Raw genomic sequence first — 17,855 nt, forward strand, 5'->3', positions numbered from 1 at the left:
CCGCTGCACAACAGCGGCTGAGCAGGCTGGGCATCGAGCGTGATCTGGACGAGATCGGCACCGACCTGGAGGTCGGCCACATGAAAGCCCTCCCAGAACGGTAGGCAAGCTTTACTATCTGACATGGCAACGGTGGCTTCGGTTTAGACGTTTGGTCGCACAAACATCTTCACCCGAATCCGCCGTTCCTTTTTTTGTGGGCGCTCCCCGGACTTCCGTGATGAACCTTAAAATCAGATGATGCCGACCGACGCCGACACCCGCATCGCCGAACTCCGCTCCCGCATCGAGGACGCCAACCGGCGTTACCACGGGCTGGATGCGCCGGACATCACCGATGCGCAGTACGACGCGCTGGTGCGGGAGCTTGAGGCGCTCGAGCAAGCGCATCCTGAACTTGCCCGTACCGATTCGCCGACCCGCAGGGTTGGTGCCGCGCCCTCGGGCCGCTTCGCGGAAGTCGTGCATGCGGTGCCGATGCTGTCGCTGGGCAATGCCTTCGAAGACGGTGAAGTGGGCGATTTCGTACGCCGGATCCGCGAACGTCTGGATCACGATGAACCGGCGTTTTCCGCGGAACCGAAACTCGACGGCCTGGCGATCAGCCTGCGCTACGAGGATGGCGTGTTCGTGCAGGGCGCGACCCGCGGCGATGGCGCCACCGGCGAGGACGTGACCGCCAACCTGCGTACCATCGGTGATATCCCGCACAAGCTCTTGGGCACCGGCTGGCCACGCGTGCTGGAAGTCCGCGGCGAGGTTTACATGGGCCGCGCCGACTTCGAACGCTGGAACCAACAGGCGCGCCTGCATGGCGGCAAGGTTCTGGCCAATCCGCGCAACGGCGCTGCCGGCTCCCTGCGGCAGATCGACTCGAAGCAGACCGCGCAACGCCCCTTGAGCTTCTTCGCCTACGGCATTGGCCAGGTCGAAGGCGGCGCGCTGCCGACCACGCATTCCGCGACGCTGGCCAAACTGCGCGACTGGGGCTTCCCGGTCAGCGACCTCGCCACGGTGGTGCAGGGCGTCGACGGCCTGCTGGGCTATTACCGGCGCATCGGCGAGGCCCGTGATGGCCTGCCGTTCGACATCGACGGCGTGGTCTACAAGCTCGACGACATCGCCGGCCAGCGCGAGATGGGCTTCGTGTCGCGCGCGCCGCGCTGGGCCATCGCCCACAAGTTCCCCGCGCAGGAACAGGCGACCGTGCTTGAGTCGATCGAAGTCAACGTCGGTCGCACCGGTGCGGTCACGCCGTGGGCGTTGATGCAGCCGGTACAGGTCGGTGGCGTCACCGTCACCCGAGCGACCCTGCACAACGCCGACCACGTGGCCAGGCTCGACGTGCGCAACGGCGACACGGTGATCGTCCGTCGCGCCGGCGACGTGATCCCGGAAGTCGTGCAGGTGGTGCTCGAGCAGCGACCGGCGAACACGGTGCCGTGGGCGATGCCGATGGCCTGCCCGGTCTGCGGTTCCGAGGTGGTACGCGAGGAAGGCGCGGCGGTCTGGCGCTGCTCGGGCGAACTGAGCTGCCCGGCGCAACTGGTGCAGGCGGTCTTCCACTTTGCCAGCCGCCGGGCGATGGACATCGACGGGCTGGGCGAACGCTACCTCGAGTCGCTGGCCGACTTCGGCTTCCTGCAGGACGTGTCGGACCTGTATCGACTGAGATTGGACGACCTGCTCGAGATGAAACGCCGCGCCGAGGAGCGCGACGACGCGATCCCGGAAACGGTCAAAGCCGGCAAGGTCGCCACCAAATGGGCCGACAACCTGATCGCCGCGATTGACCGCAGCCGCGACACCACGCTCTCGCGCTTCCTCTACGCGCTCGGCATCGAACACGTCGGCGAGAGTACGGCGAAGGCGCTGGCGCAGTGGTTCGGCGACCTCGAATTGATCCGGCGCCTGCCGTGGCCGCTGTTCAAGCACGTGCCCGACATCGGTGGCGAAGTGGCGCGTGCGCTCGGTCATTTCCTCGATCAACCCGGCAATCAACACGTCATCGATCGCTTGCTGGAACGCGGCGTGCGCATCGGCGACGCGCACGCGCCGAATCCGGCACTCGGCGAAGGACTGGACCTGGCCACGCTGCTGGTCGATCTCGAAATCCCCAAGGTCACCCCCGTCCGGGCGGCGCAACTCGCCGCCGCATTCGCCGACGCCGAAGCGCTGGTCGATGCGCCCGTGCATTCGATGGTCACGGCCGGCCTGCCGAACGACAGCGCCAACGTGCTCGCCGCATGGCTCGAGGACGAGGCCAATGCCGGCTTGCTGCTGCGCAGTGCGCAGGCAATGAAGACGCTGCGCGACCGGTTGCCGGAACGCAGCGGACAGGTCGTCGGCCCGCTTGATGGCAAGACCGTGGTGCTGACCGGCACGCTGGCCGCGATGGGGCGTGACGAAGCCAAGGACAAACTGGAAGCGCTGGGCGCCAAGACCGCCGGCAGCGTGTCGAAGAAGACCAGTTTCGTCGTCGCCGGCACCGAGGCCGGATCGAAGCTGGCCAAGGCGGAGGAACTCGGCATCGAGGTCTGGGACGAGGCCGCGTTGCTCGCCTTCCTGGCCCGGCACGCATGAGGTTCGCCGCGGGCCCGGTCTGGCGCGATGGCCTCGATCCCGATGCCACGTGGACGCCGTCCGCATCCCGCGATGCGCTCAGGCTGCGTGCATGGGTCAATCGGTTGATCCGCGAGTTCTTCCACGCACGCAACGTGCTGGAAGTGGAAACCCCGGTACTGTCGCTGGCCGGCAACACCGATCCGAACATCGCGTCGTTCTCGCTCGAGTTCTCCGGCCGCACCGACGGCGCGCCGCGCACGCGCTGGCTACGCACCTCGCCGGAATTCGCCTTGAAGCGCCTGCTCGCGGCGGGCGTCGGCGATTGCTATGAACTGGGCCGGGTCTTCCGCGACGGCGAGGCGGGAGGGCGGCACAACCCCGAATTCACCATGTTGGAGTGGTACCGCGTCGGCTGGGACCACCTGCGGCTGATCGAAGAGACCGCGGAACTCGTGCGTGCGGCGCTATCGCTGCTGGGTCGCGACGCTTCGCTGCGGGTGATCCGTTATCGGGATCTGTATCGCGGCGGCCTCGGCCTCGATCCACTCACCGCCAGCGACGGCGAGCTTCGCGCTGCATTGGGCGACGTCGTCATCGACCCCGCCGGCCTGACCCGGGACGACTGGCTCGACCTGCTGATGACCCATCGGCTGCAGCCGGCCTTCGATCCGGACGGCCTGCTGGCGATCGTCGATTATCCGGCATCGCAATGCGCGCTGGCCCGACTGCGCGACGATGGCGACGGGTTCCCGGTGGCCGAACGCTTCGAGCTGTACTTCGGGTCCATCGAACTGGCGAATGGCTATCACGAACTGCTGGATGCCAGCGAACAGCGTGCGCGCTTCCAGCGCGACGGCATCGTGCGACAGCAGCGGGGCGATGTCGTCCCGCCGATGGACGTTCGCTTGCTGGCAGGTCTGGAAGTCGGCTTGCCGGCCTGCGCAGGCGTCGCGCTGGGCGTGGATCGATTGCTGATGGCGATGTTGGGCACGTCGCGTATCGCCGACGTGTTGGCGTTCGATTTCGCACGCGCCTGAGCATGCAGCTGAATGGGAGGCTTATGTTCGGCTGGCGTTGGGATTCCCTTCGCGTGTTGTTAATCCTGCAGGCCGGAAAGTGTGGGCCAGGACAACGACCGGAGGGGTCACCATGCGTCGCCTGATCTTTGCTACCGCCATGCTTGCCGCGGCGTCCGCCGCACCCGCTATCGCCGCACCGCAGTCCTGGCAGGAATACGGCCCGGGCACCGGGGTGGTCCGTTGCGAATCCAACGATGGACGCATGAACCGCTGTTCGCTCCCCGGTGGCGGCGGCCGGGTGGTGCTGGAACGCCAGCATTCGCGCACCGCCTGCATCGAAGGCCGGTCCTGGGGGCAGGATCGGGGCGGCGTCTGGGTGGATGACGGCTGCCGCGCCGACTTCCGTGTCGCGGGTTACGGTGGCGGTTACAACGATGGCTACTACGGTGGGGGGTACGGCAACGGCGGCTACAACGACGGTTACGGCAACGGTGGATATGGCCAGACCTTCCGTTGCGAGTCCAACGACGGTCGCACGCGCCAGTGCAACGGTAATGGCCGTGGCCGCGCGGAGCTGGTGAAGCAACTGTCGCGTACGGCTTGTGTGGAAGGCCGCACCTGGGGCTCGAACCGCAACGGCGTGTGGGTCTCGCAGGGCTGCCGTGGTGAATTCGCGATGGGCGGCGGGTACGGCGGTAACAATTACGGTGGTGGGTATGGCGGGCCCAACAATGGCTTCGGTCGCCTTTTCCGCTGCGAATCCAGCGATGGCCGCACCCGCGAATGCGCGGCGAATACCCGCGCCGGCGTGCAACTGGTGCGCCAGTTGTCGCGCGCCGCCTGCATCCAGGGGCGCACCTGGGGCTACGGCCGCAATGGCATCTGGGTGTCGGACGGGTGCCGCGCGGAATTCCGCAGCTACTGAGTCTCTACTTCATGTCCGAAACCGGCGCCTGCATGGCGCCGGTTTTGTTTCACGATGACGGATAATCCGGCGATGGACAACGCCCTCGATTTCGACCGTTACGACCGCATCCGCCCGATCCGCTGGACCGGCGATTCGCTGGAGCTGCTCGACCAGCGCAACCTGCCGTTCGCGGTGGCCTACGAGACCAGCACCAGCAGCGACGACGTCGCCACCGCAATCCACGCGCTGACCGTGCGCGGCGCGCCGGCGATCGGCATCGCCGCCGCCTGGGGCGTGGTGCTGGCGGCGCGCGAGGTGCAGGCCGCCACTGGCCGCGAGGCCGCGCTCGCGCTCGCACCTGCGATGGCCCGCCTCAATGCCTCGCGACCGACCGCGGTCAACCTGGCGTGGGCGCTGGCGCGCATGCAGCGGGCGCTGGAAGCCGCAGGCAGCGACTGGCGCGAAGTGCTCGAACGCGAAGCCCGTGCGATCGAGACCGAAGACCTCGCCGCGAATCGCCACATGGGCGCGTTGGGTGCGGCGCTGATCGCGCCCGGCAGCAGCGTGCTGACCCACTGCAATACCGGTTCGCTGGCGACGGCCGGCTTCGGCACCGCGCTGGGCGTGATCCGCGCCGGCGTGGCGGCGGGCCGCATCGACCAGGTCTTCGCCGGCGAAACCCGTCCGTGGAACCAGGGCGCGCGGCTCACCGTCTGGGAACTGCAGCAGGACGGCATCGACGCCACCCTGATCGCCGATGCCGCGGCCTCGCACCTGATGAAGACCGGGCAGGTGCAGTGGGTGATCGTCGGTGCAGACCGCATCTGCGCGAATGGCGACACCGCCAACAAGATCGGCACCTACCAGCTGGCGATCGCGGCGCGCCATCACGGCGTCAAGTTCATGGTGGTGGCGCCGTCCTCGACCGTGGACATGGACACGGCGTCCGGCGAACTGATCGAGATCGAGGAGCGTGACACCGCCGAGCTGCTGTCGTTCAAGGGCGCGCGCACTGTGTCCGAAGGCGTGCGTGCCTGGAACCCGGTGTTCGATGTCACCCCGCACGATCTGATCGACGCCATCGTGACCGAGCAGGGCGTGGTGGAACGGCCTGATGCTGCATCGATGCAGACGATGTTCCAGCCCTGATTCCCGGCGATCGAAACCCTTTCAGGGCGGGTATGGCGTGGCTCCGTAAAGCGGGCCATGGATGGCCCGCGGCGACGCGTCGAACAGGATGTTCGCACGCGTCGGGAAGGAGCCATGCCGTGCCCGCCGAGCGACGTACTGCCACACCCGCCTTCGTGTACCGGAATCCTCGCGTAAGTCCTTGTTTCTTCGTCGAAATTGGCGATGTTTGAAAGCGCCGGAAATGCTACAATTTCACGTTGCTGAAAACCCCCTTGGAATCCCTGCGCGGAATCGCTTCCGCAGGCGTTTCGCGGGCCGCGGAATTTGCTGACAACCGGACGCACGATGGCCGAGCTCGCCAAGGAAATCATCCCCGTCAACCTGGAAGACGAGATGCGTCGCAGCTACCTCGATTACGCCATGAGCGTGATCGTGGGGCGCGCCCTCCCGGATGTCCGCGATGGCCTCAAGCCGGTGCACCGGCGCGTGCTGTTCGCCATGCACGAGCTCGGCGCGCACAGCAACAAGCCGTACTACAAGTCCGCGCGCATCGTCGGCGACGTCATCGGCAAGTACCACCCGCACGGCGACCAGTCGGTGTACGACACCCTGGTGCGCATGGCCCAGCCGTTCTCGCTGCGCTACCTGCTGGTGGACGGGCAGGGCAACTTCGGTTCGGTCGATGGCGACTCCGCCGCGGCGATGCGTTACACCGAAGCGCGCATGGCGCGCCTGACCCATGAACTCATGGCCGACATCGACAAGGAAACCGTCGATTTCCAGCCGAACTATGACGAAAAGGAACTCGAGCCGACGGTCATGCCGACCCGGTTCCCGAACCTGCTGGTCAACGGTTCCGCCGGCATCGCGGTGGGCATGGCCACCAACATCCCGCCGCACAACCTCAACGAGGTGGTGAACGCGCTGCTGGCACTGATCGACGATCCGTCGATCGACATCGACGGCCTGATGGAGCACATCCCCGGCCCGGATTTCCCCACCGCCGGCATCATCAACGGCGTCGGCGGCATCCACCTGGCCTACCGCACCGGTCGTGGCCGCGTGCGCATGCGCGCGCGCGCGGAGATCGAAGTGGCCGACAACGGCCGCGAGGCGATCGCGGTCAGCGAGATCCCGTACCAGGTGAACAAGGCGCGGCTGATCGAGAAGATCGCCGAGCTGGTGAAGGAAAAGAAGCTCGAGGGCATCAGCGAGCTGCGCGACGAGTCCGACAAGGACGGCATGCGCATCTACATCGAGGTCAAGCGCGGCGAGTCCGCCGAGGTCGTGCTCAACAACCTCTACTCGCAGACCCAGATGGAGTCGGTGTTCGGCATCAACATGGTCGCGCTGGTCGATGGCCGCCCGCAGCTGCTGAACCTCAAGCAGATCCTGCAGGCCTTCGTGCGCCATCGCCGCGAGGTGGTGACCCGCCGGACGATCTTCGAGCTGCGCAAGGCGCGTGCCCGCGCGCACATCCTGGAAGGCCTGACCGTCGCGCTGGCCAACATCGACGAGATGATCGAGCTGATCAAGACCTCGGCGAACCCGAACGAAGCGCGCGAGCGGATGCTGGCCAAGACCTGGCAGCCCGGGCTGGTGGGCGCGCTGCTCAGCGCCGCCGGCAGCGATGCCTCGCGTCCCGACGACCTGCCGATGGGCGTGGGCCTGGTCGACGGGGGGGCTCTTGGAAATGCTTATCAGCTGACCGAGATCCAGGCCCAGCAGATCCTGGAGATGCGCCTGCATCGCCTGACCGGGCTGGAGCAGGAAAAGCTCACCGAGGAATACAAGCTGCTGCTCGAGACGATCCGCGGCCTGATCGAGATCCTCGAGGATCCCGACGTGTTGCTGCAGGTGATCCGCACCGAGCTCGAGAACGTCAAGGAAGAGTTCGGCGATGCACGCCGCAGCGAGATCCGCGCGTCCGAGGAAGACCTCGACATCCTCGACCTGATCGCCCCGGAAGACGTCGTGGTCACGCTCTCCCACGCCGGCTACGCCAAGCGCCAGCCGGTCAGCGCCTATCGCGCGCAGAAGCGCGGTGGTCGCGGGCGCAGCGCGGCGGCGACCAAGGACGAGGATTTCATCGACCAGTTGTGGCTGGTCAACACCCACGACACGTTGCTGACCTTCACCAGCAGCGGCAAGGTGTTCTGGTTGCCGGTGCACCAGTTGCCGGATGCCGGCCCGAATGCGCGCGGCCGCCCGATCATCAACTGGATCCCGCTGGAAGCCGGCGAGAAGGTGCAGGCGGTGCTGCCGGTGCGCGAATACGCGGACGGCCAGTACGTGTTCTTCGCCACCCGCGACGGCACGGTCAAGAAGACCCCGTTGACCGAATTCGCGTACCGCCTGGCGCGCGGCAAGAAGGCGATCAACCTGGACGAGGGCGATGCCCTGGTCGGCGTGGCGCTGACCGACGGCCAGCGCGACGTGCTGCTGTTCGCCAGCAATGGCAAGACCGTGCGCTTCGGCGAAGGCAAGGTGCGCTCGACTGGCCGTACCTCGACCGGCGTGCGTGGCATCCGCATGGCCAAGGGCGAGGAAGTGGTCAGCCTTATCGTGGCGGAGTCGGCCGGCGGCATCGAGCTGGACGAGGAGATCGGCGACGAGGTGGTCGATGACGCGATCGAGGTCCGCAGCGACGTGGTAGAGGCCGTGGTCGACGACGGCGCGACCGCCTACATCCTGACCGCGACCGAGAACGGCTACGGCAAGCGCACCCCACTGGCCGAATACCCGCGCAAGGGGCGCGGCACCCAGGGCGTGATCGGCATCCAGACCACTGAGCGCAACGGCAAGCTGGTCGGCGCGGTCCTGCTGGGCAGCACCGATGAGGTCCTGCTGATTTCGGACGGCGGCACTTTGGTGCGCACGCGTGGCTCGGAGATTTCCCGGGTGGGCCGCAACACCCAGGGCGTGACCCTGATCCGCCTGTCCAAGGGCGAGAAGCTGCAGGCTGTCGAACGCCTGGACGGCTCGCTGGCGGAAGAGGCGGAGGTTATCGGCGAAGCGGTTGCCGGGGATGCAATCGATCCACCCGCGGTGCCTTGATCGTCACCGTGTTGCAAGACGAAAGCCCGGCTGAATGCCGGGCTTTTTGTTTGCGCGCGCCCCGGCCGGCCGGCGTGCCGATCCGCGTCCTATACTCGAAACCGACTGGCAGGAAGGAACCGCGATGCGTATCCGAGGGATGTCGATGGCGCGCGCGTTGCGCCGCTGGTTGGTGGTGTCGCTGGTGCTCTCGCTGGCCCTGGGGTTGCCGGCTTGCAAGCGCGATCCGGCCGGCCAGCTGCCCGCGACCAGTGGCGAGGCGATCCAGGCCAAGCGCGAGGAGGTCAAGGGCTTCGCGGTGGTGCGCGCCTACCCGGACCAGGGGCGCGACGCGCTGGCGATCGCGGTGGAGTTCTCGCGGCCGCTGGTCGGCACCCAGGACTTCGACAAGCTGCTGACCTTCGACACGGCCGCCAGCAACGAGGAAAGCAGTTGGGCCCTGGACGACGACGGCAAGATCCTGCGCTTCCCCCATGTCGAAGCCAACAAGACCTACACGCTCACTGTTGCCGCCGGCTTGACGGCGGCGGATGGCAGCAGGATCGGCCGCGATATCGAGATGAAGGTCTTCACCGGCGAACTGGAACCGGCGGTCGGCTTCGCCTCGCAGGGCAGCGTGTTGCCGGCCAAGGATTCGCGCGGCCTGCCGGTGGTGTCGGTCAACGTGGCCGAGGTCGATGTCGAATTCCTGCGCGTGCGCGAAGCCTCGCTGCCGCGCTTTTTCGCCGAGTACCAGCGTGGTGGTCGCCGTGGCAGTTGGGAACTCGACCCGTCATGGTACGACGAAAGCGACGAGGACAGCCGCCCGCCGATCTCCAAGCTGGCGGAGCCCGTGTACGTCAACCGCTTCGTGCTGGGCGGCGCGCGCAACGAACGCGTGCTGACCCACTTGCCGGTGCAGGACATCGCCGAGTTGCAGCAGCCCGGCCTGTACTTCGCGGTGATGAAGAAGGCCGGTGCGTTCAAGGACGACTACGACACCGCGTTCTTCACCGTCAGCGACATCGGCCTGCATGTGCGCGCATACAAGGACAAGCTGTTCGTGCATACCGCTTCGCTGGCGGATGGCGATGCGCTGGCCAATGCCGAGTTGCGGGTACTGGATGCGCGGGGCGCGCCGGTGTTCAGGGGCAAGACCGACGGCAACGGCAACGCGGTGCTGGACTACACGCTGGACGCGGCCCACGTGCTTACTGCGGCGCGCGGCAAGGACGTGTCGATGCTGCCGTTCAACCAGCCGGCGCTGGACCTGTCCGAATTCGCGGTCAGCGGCCGCGGCCAAGCCTGGTTCGACGTGTTCGCCTGGTCGGGCCGCGACCTGTACCGCCCCGGCGAAACCGTGCGCGTCTCCGCGCTGTTGCGCGACAACGACGGCAAGCCGGTGGTCACCAAGAACGGCAAGGCGCAATCGCTGTTCGTGCGACTGAAGCAACCGGATGGCAAGACCTTCGTCGAGTCGCGCATCGAGCCCGGTGCGCAGGGCTACTTCCGCTTCGAGAAGGCGATCCCGGTGGAAGCGCCGACCGGCAAATGGCAGGTCGAGTTCCGCACCGACCCCGCCAGCAAGGAAGCGGTGCAGGGCATGGCCCTGCGCATCGAGGAATTCCTGCCGGAACGCATGAAGCTGGACCTCGACAGCGCGGATCCGATCCTGCATCCCGGTGAACCGCTGCGCCTGCGCGCTACTGGTGCCTATCTCTATGGCGCACCGGCATCCGGCAACCGCTTCACCGCGAAACTCGCGGTCACGGTCGACCAGCATCCGTTGGCGCAGGCCAAGGGCTACTTCTTCGGCGACCCCACGGTGGAACTGCCGAAGGAAGCCAAGGACGTGGTCGAAGGCACGCTGGATGCCGAAGGCAAGCTGGCGCAGGACATCGCCCTGCCGGCCGAAGTGAAGGGCAACACGCCGGTGAAGGCGATTGTCTCCGGCAGCCTGTACGAGTCCGGTGGGCGCAGCGTCAACCGCAGCGTGGAGCGCGTGCTGTGGCCGGCCGATGCGCTGGTCGGCGTGCGCCCGTTGTTCGACGACGGGGACGGCGCGGACGCGAATGCCAACGCGCGCTTCGAGCTGATGCGCTTCGGTCCCGACGGGACGCCGCGTCCGCTCAAGGGATTGAAGGTCACCCTGGTGCGCGAACATCGCGACTACCACTGGAGCTTTGATGACGACACCGGCTGGGACTACGACTTCACCCGCCGCTTCGAGAACAAGCAGGTGCTCACCCTGGACGCGGGCGCGACCGCGGTGCGCTTCGACGTGCCGGTGGAGTGGGGCGAATACCGGATCGACGTGTTCGATCCGGCGACCAGGCTGACGTCGCGCTACCCATTCCATGCCGGCTGGGGCTGGGACGATGCCAACCGCGGCCTCGATGCGCGTCCGGACAAGGTCAAGCTGGCATTGGACAAGACCGCCTACCGCGCCGGCGACACGCTGAAGGCGACGTTGACGCCGCCGCATCCGGGCAAGGGCCTGCTGCTGGTGGAAAGCGACCGCATGCTGTTCGTGCAGGCGATCGACGTGAAACCCGGCACGGTGGTCGAAGTGCCGGTGACCAAGGACTGGGAACGCCACGACGTCTACGTCACCGCGCTGGTGTTCCGTGGTGGCAGCGCGACCAGCAAGATCACGCCCGCGCGTGCAGTGGGCGTCGCCCATGTGCCGATGGATCGACGTGATCGCAAGGTCGCGGTGGGCTTGGCAGTGAAACCGCGGGTGCGTCCGGAGCAACCGTTGCAGGTGATCGTCAGCGCGCCGGCACTGGCCGGCAAGCAGGCGTACGCGACAGTGTCGGCAGTGGATGTCGGCATCCTCAACATCACCCGTTTCCCGGTGCCGGACGCCAACGCGCACTTCTTCGCCCAGCGCCGTCTCGGCGTGGATGCATACGACATCTACGGGCGCGTCATCGAAAGCTTCGAGGGTGGCATCGCTAAGATGCGCTTCGGTGGCGACATGCCGCTGGCCGCGTTGCCGCAGGCACGCCGACCGACCGCGCGCGTGCAGACTGTCGACCTGTTCGCGGGTCCGGTACAACTCGATGCGAAGGGCAATGCGCGGGTCTCGCTGGCGGTGCCGGATTTCAATGGCACCTTGCGGGTCTCGGCGCTGGTGTACTCGGACACGCAGTACGGCAATCGCGATGCCGAAACCGTGGTGCGTGCGCCGATCGTCGCCGAGGCCAGCATGCCGCGGGTGATGGCGCCGGGCGACCGCGCCACGGTCACCCTCGACATCACCAACTTCACCGGCAAGCCGGGCGAGTTCAAGGTGCGCGTGGACGGCATCGGCCCGGCGTCGGTGGGCGAGGGCAGCCGCACGCTGCAACTCGCCGGCGAGGCCAAGTCCACGCTGAGTTTCCCGCTGGCCGCGCAGGAAGGTTTCAGCGTGGCGCAGGTGCGGGTGCGGGTGGATGGGAACGGGGCGAAGGTCGACCGCAAGTACGACCTGCCGGTGCGGCCGGCATGGCCTTCGGTCGTGCGTTCGCGCACCCAGGTGCTGGGCGAGGGCAGCGCGGCGACGATGGACGCCGGCTTCGCTGACGGCCTGATGCCGGGCTCGGTGAGCGCGCGCATGCTGGTCAGCGCGGTGCCGCCGATCCCGTTCGCCGCCGCGCTCAAGGGCGCGTTGGACTATCCCTACGGTTGCGCCGAGCAGACCACCAGCAAGGGCTATGCGGCGCTGTTGCTGGATGCCGCCAGCGCGAAACAGTTCGGCGTGGGCGGGCTGGATGCGGCAAAACGGCGTGCGCGGATGGAAGGCGCGTTCGGACGGCTGGCCTCCATGCAGGTCGCATCCGGCCATTTCTCGATGTGGGGCAGCGACGACTACGTCGATCCCGCGTTGACGCCGTACATCGTCGAGTTCCTGCTGGACGCGCGCGAAGGCGGCTTCGCTGTTCCGGATGCCGTGCTGCAGAAAGCCCTGCAACGGCTCAGCGAGGACCTGCTGGCTGGCGGCCACGAGTTCTATGGCCGCGACCAGCGCGAATACCTGAAGTTCGCCTACCAGGCGCATGCGGGCTATGCGTTGGCGCGGGTCAATCGCGCGCCGCTGGGCACGCTGCGTGCCTTGTACGACAACGAGCGCAAGAAGGCCTTGAAGGGCTTGCCGCTGGTGCAGCTCGGACTGGCGCTGGCGATGCAGGGGGACAAGGTGCGTGGGCAGAAGGCGATCGCCGAAGGCTTCGCGTTCCAGGGTGATCGCGTGGGCTACCTCGGCGACTACGGCAGCCCGCTGCGCGACGGCGCGCTGATGATCGCGCTCACCCACGAGCGTGGCTACGCGAAGCCGGCGTTCGATGCGAAGGTGATCGACCTCGGCCGCGACCTCGATGCGCGTCGCAACGCGCCGTGGTTCTACCTGAGCACGCAGGAGCAGATCGCGTTGGCGCGTCTCGGCAAGGCACTGCTGGCCGACCAGAAGAAGCAGGTCGCCGGCACGCTGACCACTGCGGCGGGCGTTGAGGCCATCGCCGCGGCCAAGGCCTTCGGGCGCGATTTCGATTTCGCCGCACTGGCCAAGGGCGTGCGCTTCGTCCCGCAGGGCGAGCCACCGTTCTACGCCAGCCTGGACGTGGCCGGCGTGCCGCGCAGTGCGCCGGCGGCCGATGCCAGCGTGATCAAGGTCGAGCGGGCCCTGTACGGCACCGACGGCAAGCCGTGGACGCCGCGGCCGCTGAAGGAAGGCGAGGCGTTGATCGTGCGGGTCAGCATCACCGCCGATCGCGACATGCCCGACGCGCTGCTCACCGACCTGCTGCCGGCCGGCCTGGAGATCGAGAACTTCAACCTGGGCGACGGCAAGCAGTGGGCCGACGTGGTGGTCGACGGCATCGACATCACTTCGCGCGGCGGCGAAGCGGAGATCCGCCACGAGGAGTTCCGCGATGACCGCTACATCGCCGCCCTGAAGCTCGGTGCGGGCAGCCGGGCGCGGTTGTTCTACCTGGTGCGCGCGGTCACCCCCGGCACCTACACCGCGCCGCCCTCGTTGGTCGAGGACATGTATCGCCCGGCATTGCGCGGCGTGGGCAAGGCGGTGCCGGCGAGCATCACGGTGGTGCAGCCGTGACGAATATGGCCCCTCTCCCGCCGGGAGAGGGGGTGGGGTGAGGGTTCGGCGGGCACAGACTGTGGGATTACCACGAACCCTCATCCGGCGCTTCGCGCCACCTTCTCCCGGTGGGAGAAGGGAAAAAGCAACGCTGCGATGCCTGCTGCCCTGGCTGCCCTGGCTGCCCTGGCTGCGCTGGGGCAGCGTCGCACTCCTGTCGACGTTGCTGTTGCTCGATCTGCTGTTCCCGCTGCCGTTGCCGTCCAGGCGCGACACCAGCATCGTGGTTTCGGCACGCGACGGCAGTCCCTTGCGCGCGTTCGCCGATGCGCAAGGCATCTGGCGTTACCCGACCCGCATTGAACAGGTCTCGCCGCTGTATGTGCAGGCCCTGCTGGCCTACGAGGATCGCTGGTTCTGGAAGCATCCCGGCATCAATCCGGTCGCATTGCTGCGCGCGGGTGGCCAGGTGCTGGGCAACCGCAGGATCGTGTCGGGCGGCTCGACCCTGACCATGCAGGTGGCGCGCATCCTCGATCCCGGCTTGCGTGGATCGCGCACGCGCACGCCATTCGGAAAACTGCGGCAGGCGCTGCGTGCGTTGCAACTGGAAGCGCACCTGTCAAAGCGCGAGATCCTCACGCTCTACCTGGAACGCGCACCGTTCGGCGGCACCATCGAAGGCGTGGAAGCGGCGAGTTGGGCCTATCTAGGCAAGCCTGCGGCGCGGCTGTCGCATGCCGAGGCCGCGCTGCTCGCCGTGCTCCCGCAAGCGCCGAGCCGCCTGCGGCCGGACCGCTCGCCCGACGCCGCGCGCCAGGCGCGCGACAAGCTGCTGGCGCGGATGGCGAGCAGCGGCACCTGGACGCAGGCGCAGGTCGAGGATGCGCGCATCGAAAGCGTCGTCTCGCGCCGGTTGCGTCCACCGATGGATGCCGCGTTGCTCGCCCAGCGCCTGCGCACCACGTACCCGAAGGTGGAGCGCATTGCCTCGACGCTGGATGCCTCGCTGCAACGCACGCTGGAGGAGCGCGTCGGCACCTATTTCTCCGACCTGCCACCGCGCACATCGGCCGCATTGCTCGTCGTCGACAACGCAACGCTGGAAGCGCGTGCCTACGTGGGCTCCGTCGCATTCGGCGACAAACCGCGCCTTGGCCACGTCGATATGGTGCAGGCCTGGCGCTCGCCGGGCTCAACGCTCAAGCCGTTCCTGTACGGCATGGCGCTGGATGCCGGGATGATCCACTCCGAAAGCCTGCTGGTCGACGCGCCGCAGTCGTTCGGCGGCTATCGGCCCTCCAATTTCGATGCCGCGTTCAACGGTCCGGTCGGCGCAGCCACTGCGTTGCGGTTGTCGCTCAACGTGCCGGCGGTGGACCTGCTGGAGCGCGTCGGTCCGGCGCGGTTCGCCGCGCGGCTGGAGCATGCCGGCATCATCCTGAAATTCCCGCGCGGTGCGTCGCCCAACCTGTCGATGATCCTCGGCGGCACCGGTGCGCGACTGGAGGACCTGGTCGGTGCGTTCGCGGCGCTGCATCGCGATGGCATCGCCGGCCGCGTGCGCTATTCGCCGGCCGATCCGCGCATCGAGCGCCGATTGCTGTCGCCCGGCGCGGCGTGGATCGTGCGCGAGGTGCTGGCCGCCAATCCGCGACCCGGCGAGGGTGAGGGCACCTTCGACACTGGCCGCCGCCCGCGGGTGGCGTGGAAGACCGGCACCAGCTACGGCTATCGCGATGCATGGGCGATCGGCGGCACCCGTCGCTACACGGTCGGCGTGTGGGTGGGCCGTCCGGATGGCACGCCGCTGCCGGGCCAGTACGGCGCGGTCACCGCGCTGCCGTTGCTGTTCGAGGTGGTCGACAGCCTGCCGCGCCAGCCGGGCGATGCCGGGCGCGTGGCGAAGCCGGCAAGCGTGACGGAAGCCGACATCTGCTGGCCGCTGGGCATCGCCGCCGATGCGCAACCGGCCGCACTGTGCCAGAAGCGGGTGCCGGCCTGGGTGCTGGATGGCGCGATTCCGCCGACCTTCGCCGAACGCGATGCGCGGCTGTGGAATGCCGGCATCGAACGCTTCCAGGTCGATGCGCGCAGCGGCCGTCGGTTGTCTGCCGACTGCGCATTTCCGCATGACACGCGCTCCGCGGAACTCGCCCGCTGGCCAGCGCTGGCGTCACCGTGGTTGCCAGCGGCGTGGCGCCAGGCCTCGCGCCTGCCGCCCCTCGCCGACGACTGCAGCGACGATGGCCGCGATGCTGGCACCGCGCTGCGCATCGAAGGTCTCAACGATGGCGCAACCTTGGTGTCGCCACCCGGCGGCGATGGTGGCGTGCGCCTGTCATTGCGCGCACTCGGCAGCGAGGGGCGCGTGCAATGGCTGCTGGACGGCCGCTGGATCGGCGAAACCGATGGTGGTCGTTCGCTGGTGCATGTCTTCGACACGCCCGGCACGCATGAACTGACCGCGCTGGCGGATTCCGGCGCGTGGCACGGCATCCGCTTCAGCGTGCTGGCACCGGCGCGCTGACGGACGGGCGCCTGCCCTGGTTCAGGCGGGCAGATGCGCCAGCACGTTCTCCGCGGACGACACCCGGAACTCGCCCGGTGCCTCGACGAACAGCTCGCGCACCACGCCGTCTTCGGCATACAGCGCGAAGCGCTTGCTGCGGGTGCCCATGCCGAAGCCGCTCGCATCCATCTCAAGGCCCAGCGCGCGGGTGAAGTCGGCGTTGCCGTCGGCGAGCATGCGCATCCCTGCAGGCACGTGCTGGCTCTCGCCCCAGGCCTGCATCACGAAGGGGTCGTTGACCGCCATGCAGGCGACCTCGATGCCGCGTTCGCGGAACGCATCGAAGTGCTCGACGAAGCCGGGCAGGTGGCGTTCCGAACAGGTCGGGGTGAACGCGCCCGGCACCGAGAACAGCACCAGCTTGCGACCTTCGAACAAGGCCAGGGTGTCGATCTTGTGCACGCCGTCGGCGACGTACTGCAGGATCGACTCGGGGATGCGTTCACCGGGTTGAATCGACATCGCTGGACCTCATCTCGGCAGGGTGCGCCAGTCTACCTGCCGCGCACGGGGCGATCGGTTAACCTCGTCCGCGATTCGCGGCTTGGAGCGCACATGGAGTTCAAGGATTACTACGGAGTGCTGGGCGTGGAGCCGAGCGCGGGCGATGCGGAGATCAAGACCGCCTACCGGCGGCTGGCGCGCAAGTACCACCCCGACGTCAGCAAGGAAGCGGGCGCCGAGGACAAGTTCAAGGCGGTCAACGAAGCCTACGAGGCGCTGCGCGATCCGGAGAAGCGCAAGGCCTACGACCAGCTGCGTGCCGGCGGCTATCGACCGGGCGACCAGGTGCGGCCGCCGCCGGGCGGGTTCCGCGGCGGACCCGGCGGGCACCCCGATTTCGACGAGATCTTCGCCGGCGGTGGCGCGGGCGGCGGATTCTCCGATTTCTTCGAAAGCATGTTCGGGCGTGGCCGCGCCGGGCCGCGCGGGCCGCAGGCCGGCGGACAGCCGCGCGACGGCACCACTCGTGCCAAGCTCGCGGTGCCGCTGGAGTCGGTGTATGCGGGCGGCAGCGTGCGCATCGGCGTCAATGGGCGCACCCTTGAGGTGCGCGTGCCCAAGGGCATCAAGCCCGGGCAGTCGATCCGACTGGCGCGGCAAGGCAACAGCGGGGGCGACCTGCTGCTGGAGATCGAATACGCCGCGCACCCGCAGTTCGAGGTCGATGGTCGCAACGTCATCCACGTGCTCCCGGTGGCACCGTGGGAGGCGGCACTGGGCGCGACGCTCAGCGTGCCGACCCTGGGCGGGTCGGTGGAACTCAAGATCCCCGCGGATTCGGAGGCCGGCCGCAAGCTGCGCCTGCGCGGACGCGGCCTGCCGGGAGGTGCGCAGGGCACGGACGGCGACCAGATCGTCGAACTCGAGATCCTGGCGCCGCGTGCGCACGACGATGCCCAGCGCGCGGCCTACGCGACCATGCGCGATGCCTTCGGCGACGACTGGCGGCGCGCCTGAGCAGGCGACGGTTGACCCATCCGCGCACACGACAACGCCGGCATTTCGCCGGCGTCTTCGTTGTTGCGGATAGCTCGCTCGGCC

The 17,855-nt window shown here is 67.9% G+C and carries 9 protein-coding genes; 8 read left to right on the forward strand and 1 reads right to left on the reverse strand.

Annotation, left to right across the window (positions count from 1 at the left end; all coding sequences use genetic code 11):
• Positions 1–240: 240 nt before the first annotated feature.
• From ligA to pbpC, 7 genes are all read left to right on the forward strand, one after another.
• On the forward strand, positions 241–2,583 hold the full coding sequence (gene ligA, locus ACE3T8_RS02260) for an NAD-dependent DNA ligase LigA (RefSeq protein WP_374606467.1): 2,343 nt from the start codon (positions 241–243) through the stop codon (positions 2,581–2,583).
• Positions 2,580–3,602: an EF-P lysine aminoacylase EpmA gene (gene epmA / locus ACE3T8_RS02265; RefSeq protein WP_374606469.1), complete on the forward strand. Its 1,023-nt coding sequence runs from the start codon at positions 2,580–2,582 to the stop codon at positions 3,600–3,602. Before ligA ends, epmA begins: the two co-directional genes overlap by 4 nt.
• Positions 3,603–3,714: 112 nt before the next feature.
• Positions 3,715–4,509 (forward strand): DUF3011 domain-containing protein, encoded by a 795-nt coding sequence (locus tag ACE3T8_RS02270; RefSeq protein ID WP_374606471.1) that lies wholly within the window; start codon positions 3,715–3,717, stop codon positions 4,507–4,509.
• A 72-nt stretch (positions 4,510–4,581) separates the two neighbouring features.
• Positions 4,582–5,640: an S-methyl-5-thioribose-1-phosphate isomerase gene (gene mtnA, locus ACE3T8_RS02275; protein WP_374606472.1), complete on the forward strand. Its 1,059-nt coding sequence runs from the start codon at positions 4,582–4,584 to the stop codon at positions 5,638–5,640.
• A 327-nt stretch (positions 5,641–5,967) separates the two neighbouring features.
• Positions 5,968–8,679 carry a DNA gyrase subunit A gene (gyrA, locus tag ACE3T8_RS02280; RefSeq protein WP_374606474.1) on the forward strand — a complete coding sequence of 904 codons (2,712 nt, stop codon included), beginning with the start codon at positions 5,968–5,970 and terminating at the stop codon, positions 8,677–8,679.
• A 124-nt stretch (positions 8,680–8,803) separates the two neighbouring features.
• Positions 8,804–13,756 (forward strand): alpha-2-macroglobulin, encoded by a 4,953-nt coding sequence (locus tag ACE3T8_RS02285; protein ID WP_374606476.1) that lies wholly within the window; start codon positions 8,804–8,806, stop codon positions 13,754–13,756.
• Between the two features lie 133 nt (positions 13,757–13,889).
• Positions 13,890–16,268, forward strand: a complete 2,379-nt coding sequence (gene pbpC / locus ACE3T8_RS02290) for a penicillin-binding protein 1C (protein WP_374606743.1) — start codon at positions 13,890–13,892, stop codon at positions 16,266–16,268.
• Positions 16,269–16,289: 21 nt separating this feature from the next.
• On the opposite strand, the gene ACE3T8_RS02295 is transcribed toward pbpC, so the two are convergent.
• The gene (locus tag ACE3T8_RS02295; RefSeq protein ID WP_374606478.1) at positions 16,290–16,772 is read right to left on the reverse strand and encodes a peroxiredoxin; all 483 of its coding nucleotides are present in this window, start codon (positions 16,770–16,772) and stop codon (positions 16,290–16,292) included.
• Positions 16,773–16,865: 93 nt separating this feature from the next.
• Between ACE3T8_RS02295 and ACE3T8_RS02300 the strand changes: the two genes are divergently transcribed.
• Positions 16,866–17,771 carry a DnaJ C-terminal domain-containing protein gene (locus tag ACE3T8_RS02300; protein WP_374606479.1) on the forward strand — a complete coding sequence of 302 codons (906 nt, stop codon included), beginning with the start codon at positions 16,866–16,868 and terminating at the stop codon, positions 17,769–17,771.
• Positions 17,772–17,855 lie beyond the last annotated feature (84 nt).

Origin of the sequence: Thermomonas sp., from assembly GCF_041919455.1 — a bacterium.
Classification (GTDB): domain Bacteria; phylum Pseudomonadota; class Gammaproteobacteria; order Xanthomonadales; family Xanthomonadaceae; genus Thermomonas.

Bases quoted from the DNA above. Each gene is read 5' to 3' on its own strand.
- ACE3T8_RS02270 (WP_374606471.1), top strand. From the start codon at position 3,715: ATGCGTCGCCTGATCTTTGCTACCGCCATGCTTGCCGCGGCGTCCGCC.
- gyrA (WP_374606474.1), top strand. From the start codon at position 5,968: ATGGCCGAGCTCGCCAAGGAAATCATCCCCGTCAACCTGGAAGACGAG.
- epmA (WP_374606469.1), top strand. From the start codon at position 2,580: ATGAGGTTCGCCGCGGGCCCGGTCTGGCGCGATGGCCTCGATCCCGAT.
- ACE3T8_RS02285 (WP_374606476.1), top strand. From the start codon at position 8,804: ATGCGTATCCGAGGGATGTCGATGGCGCGCGCGTTGCGCCGCTGGTTG.
- mtnA (WP_374606472.1), top strand. From the start codon at position 4,582: ATGGACAACGCCCTCGATTTCGACCGTTACGACCGCATCCGCCCGATC.
- ligA (WP_374606467.1), top strand. From the start codon at position 241: ATGCCGACCGACGCCGACACCCGCATCGCCGAACTCCGCTCCCGCATC.
- ACE3T8_RS02300 (WP_374606479.1), top strand. From the start codon at position 16,866: ATGGAGTTCAAGGATTACTACGGAGTGCTGGGCGTGGAGCCGAGCGCG.
- ACE3T8_RS02295 (WP_374606478.1), bottom strand. From the start codon at position 16,772: ATGTCGATTCAACCCGGTGAACGCATCCCCGAGTCGATCCTGCAGTAC.